The sequence below is a fragment of the Piscinibacter sp. genome (assembly GCF_050175855.1).
In the GTDB taxonomy this organism is placed as follows: Bacteria; Pseudomonadota; Gammaproteobacteria; order Burkholderiales; family Burkholderiaceae_C; genus Piscinibacter.
This window is the reverse complement of sequence record NZ_JBFXIO010000473.1, coordinates 1-3489: the sequence shown is the minus strand read 5'-3', so window position 1 is coordinate 3489 and position 3489 is coordinate 1. Positions and strand designations below refer to the sequence as shown.

Here is a 3489-nt window from a genome sequence, read left to right as displayed (position 1 = left end):
GCCGACCGGCGGCAACGTGCCCGACTACCCGAAGCTCGCGCAGCTGTGGTGGAAGAACGTGGCCGTGGCGGTGACCGGCGAGAAGACCCCGCAGCAGGCGATGGACAACCTGGCCGAGGAGATGGACCAGGTGATGGCCCGCCTCGAGCGCGCCGGCATGGCACGCTGCGCGCCCAAGCTCAACAAGAAGGAGAGCAACGCGAAGTGGCTGTCGGACAAGGGCGCCCCGTGGGCCAAGCTGGCCAACGAGAAGCCCAAGGGTGAGACGATCGCCTACGACACGCTGCTGAACGCGTGGAAGGCGGGCAAGGTGCGCTGAAGCCTGCGCCGGAGCGCCTTAACCGGCGCTCCGGTACGGCTCGCCGGCACGCTTCGCGGCATACATCGCGCGGTCGGCTGCGCCCAGCAGGGCCGATTCGGTGTCTCCGTGGCCCGGGTAGGCGGCCCCGCCGATGTTGACGCCGAGCGCGACCTGCACGCCGTTCAGGCTCAGCGGTCGCGACAGGCTCTCGCTCACCGACCGGGCGCGCTCCTGCAGGTGGCCCAGGCTGGCCAGGCCGTCGAGGAGCAGCACGAACTCGTCGCCGCCGAGGCGCGCCGCCACGTCGGACTCGCGCACCAGGGCGAGCAGTCGCTGCCCGACCACGCGCAGCGCTTCATCGCCGGCGGCGTGGCCGTGGCGGTCGTTCAGTGCCTTGAAGCCGGTCAGGTCCAGCAGCAGCAGCGCAAACGGCCGCTCGTTCTCCAGGTTGGCCTGCATCTGGCGCGACAGCATCAGCCGATTGCCCAGCCCTGTGAGGGCGTCGGTCTGCGCCAGTGCCGTGGCGCGGTCGAGATGGGTGTGCAGCAGCGAGATGTCGTGCACCACCGCCACGGAGACGATGTCGCCGCCAGACAGCGGCAGGTTGCACAACGAGATCGATACCGGCACCAGTCGGCCGCTGCGGTGCATCGCGCGCAGCACCGGACGCGAGCCCATCATGGTCGGCGCGCCCGATTGCAGGTACTCGCCGACCAGCATTTCGTGCCGCTCGCGTGCCGCAGGCGGCACGAGCAGGGACAGCGGCTGGCCGATCAGTTCCTCGCGCAGGTAGCCCAGCAGGTTGCGCACCGCCGGGTTGGTATAGACGACGCGCCCGCAGGCATCGACGGCGACCACGGCGTCCGGCAGGATGTCGAGCAGGTCGGCGATGGCGGAGGGCAACCGGTTCGGTTCATCCATGGCCCGCCATTAGGGCCCCGGCCGCCCCCGGACCGATTGCGCCCCCTCAAGCCGGGCGGCCCATCGGCAACGATTCACACAGCGCAGCCAACGCGCCGGCCTCCGTGGCCGACAGCTCGCCCGCCTTCATCATTACCGCGCGCTGCACGCCGCGCAGGCGGAAGTAGAGCTCGTCTTCCATCGCCTCCACCTCCGCCGCATCGAGCCCTGTGGCCGCCTGCGGATGCCACAGGCCGCTCTCGTTCCAGCCGATGCGCAGCCGCGCGACGAGGAACGAGGCCAGCTCCAGCGCCTGGGCCATCGCCGGCGAGCGGTCACCGACCGCCAGCAGCGCGATGTTGTCTTCCGCGCTCTGCAGCACCTCGCCGAGCGCTTCGCGGCGCGCGCGGATGTCGGCCGGATCCATCACCGGCGGCAGCATCGGCTCGCCGCGCGCGGCCCGCGTCAGGTGCCCCACCCAGGCCAGGTCGAACTCGCCCGGGACGGCGCGCAGCGCCACGCTGGCGCGCGGCAGCGCATCGTGCGTGCTGCGCAGCGCCGCCAGCGCGGCATCGGCCACGGCGACGAGGCGGCCGAGCACCGAGATGCGGTCGCCCGACAGACGGTGCGGATAGCCGGAGCCGTCCAGCCGCTCGTGGTGCTCGGCCACAGCCCGCGCCACCGCGCCGGGATAGTTGGTCAGCTGCGCCACCAGCAGCAGGCCGACGTGCGGGTGCACTACGAGCTGCCGGTAGCTGAGCGTGTCGAGCTCGCGGTCGGCATCGGCTTCGCCGAATTCGGGCGCGATGTACATCTCGCCAAGGTCGTGCAGCAGGCCGCACAGCATGGCCAGCCGGATGTCGGGTGTCTGCCCGCCGTGCTGTGCCATCAGCGCGCCGGCCAGGCCCATGGCCGACACGGCATGCTCGAAGGCGACCGGCCGCGCCGCCTGCGCAGCTGAGAGCAGCAGCTGCGCCACCGGATGCAGGTGCAGGTGGGTGACTTCGCGCAGCAGCTTGGAGGCCTGCGGCCGCAGCAGCGGCGCCAGGCGCGCCTCGCGTTCGACGAGCTCGGCCAGGGCGCTGCCCAGCGAGGCCGGGGTCACGCCATCTTCGGCGAGCAGGCAGGCCTCCAGCGGCTCGCGCAGCTTGCGGTCGAGCAGCTTGCGCTGCAGCTCGGCCGACACCGGCTGGTTGCGCGCCCACAGCTTGGTGCCGGCGAGGTCGAAGATATCGGTGGCCGCGATGATGCGGCGCGTCTCGCTGGCCTCGAGGATGGTGGCCAGCGCATGCGGATTGGCGGTGCTGAAGGCCGAGGCGGTGCGGTTCGTGGTGGACATGGGCGATCCCTTCTCCTGTCCACCGGCCTATCGGCGCGCCGCGGCGCGGCTGAAGCGCCGGGCTGCGCCGGCGCGTTTCCGGATGCAACCGCAGCGGTCTACGGCGCCGGCCGGCCGGGCGGCTGCGTGCCCTGGGCGCGCGCCGACAGCCAGGCATAGAGATCGGTGATGTGCGCCTGCACGCGCGGCTCGCCCTGCCAGGCCGGCATCTGCAGCGCGCCCTGGCGGCGCTGCAGGATTTCGTCGACCAGCGCCTCGCGTGCCGCGCCCTCGCCGGCCGCCTGGGCCGCCGGCAGGCCCCAGTCGTAGCGGTAGAGCACGCGGCTGACGAAGCTGCGCGCGCCCATGGTCTGCACGCGCGACAGCAGGTCGGGCGCCTTGTCGCTGCCGGTGCCCGCTTCGCCATGGCAGCCGGCGCAGCGGTCCTGGAAGACGCGCCAGCCGGTGTAGACCGAGCCCGGCGGCCGGGCGGCCTGCGCCAGTTCCTGCGCCGGCTGGCGGTTCTGCAGTTCCACCGCGCAGCCTGCCGCGAGCGCGGCGGCGGCGGTGACGACGAACAGCAGCGTGGGAAAGCGGATGGCCATGACAGTCCTCGGCGAGTGCGGTTGTCCGAGCCGATTCTGGTCAGCGGTGCCGCGGCGCGGCTTGCCGAATGTCAGGTGCGGCGACCGTTGCGCCCAAGCCGCAGCCGGCGTTGCCGTTACTTGCACCTTCCCCCGCCGCGCCGGCCGGATCCGGGCGCATCTCACGGCCGGCCGCGAACAACTGTTTCCGGCGCTGCAGTGCCCGCGCCGCGCGCCGTTCACTGCCGGCATGGCCCATAGATCTTCCCTGGCCCGCAGGCTGAGCGCCGCCGCACTGCTGCTGGCCGCCGCCTTGCTCGGCGGCTGCAGCAGCCTGCGCCTGCCCGGCCTGCCGCTGCCCTGGCCGGCCAGCACCCCTGCGCCGG

At 72.7% G+C, this 3489-nt stretch carries 3 protein-coding genes and 1 pseudogene; 1 reads left to right on the top strand and 3 read right to left on the bottom strand.

Translation table 11 applies throughout. The features are described 5' to 3' along the window. Positions 1-319: pseudogene (locus tag AB7U92_RS24110) on the top strand (carbohydrate ABC transporter substrate-binding protein); the annotation flags it as partial. 18 nt (positions 320-337) lie between these two features. On the opposite strand, the gene AB7U92_RS24105 reads toward AB7U92_RS24110, so the two are convergent. The 3 genes from AB7U92_RS24105 to AB7U92_RS24095 all read right to left on the bottom strand — a co-directional run bounded on the left by AB7U92_RS24105 (position 338) and on the right by AB7U92_RS24095 (position 3124). After that, a complete protein-coding gene (locus AB7U92_RS24105) occupies positions 338-1222 on the bottom strand; it encodes a diguanylate cyclase domain-containing protein (RefSeq protein WP_428582897.1) in 885 nt (294 codons plus the stop codon). A gap of 46 nt (positions 1223-1268) precedes the next feature. Further along, a complete protein-coding gene (locus AB7U92_RS24100) occupies positions 1269-2540 on the bottom strand; it encodes an HD-GYP domain-containing protein (protein ID WP_428582895.1) in 1272 nt (423 codons plus the stop codon). A gap of 98 nt (positions 2541-2638) precedes the next feature. Next, positions 2639-3124, bottom strand: a complete 486-nt coding sequence (locus tag AB7U92_RS24095; protein WP_428582893.1) for a c-type cytochrome — start codon at positions 3122-3124, stop codon at positions 2639-2641. Positions 3125-3489: the final 365 nt, after the last annotated feature.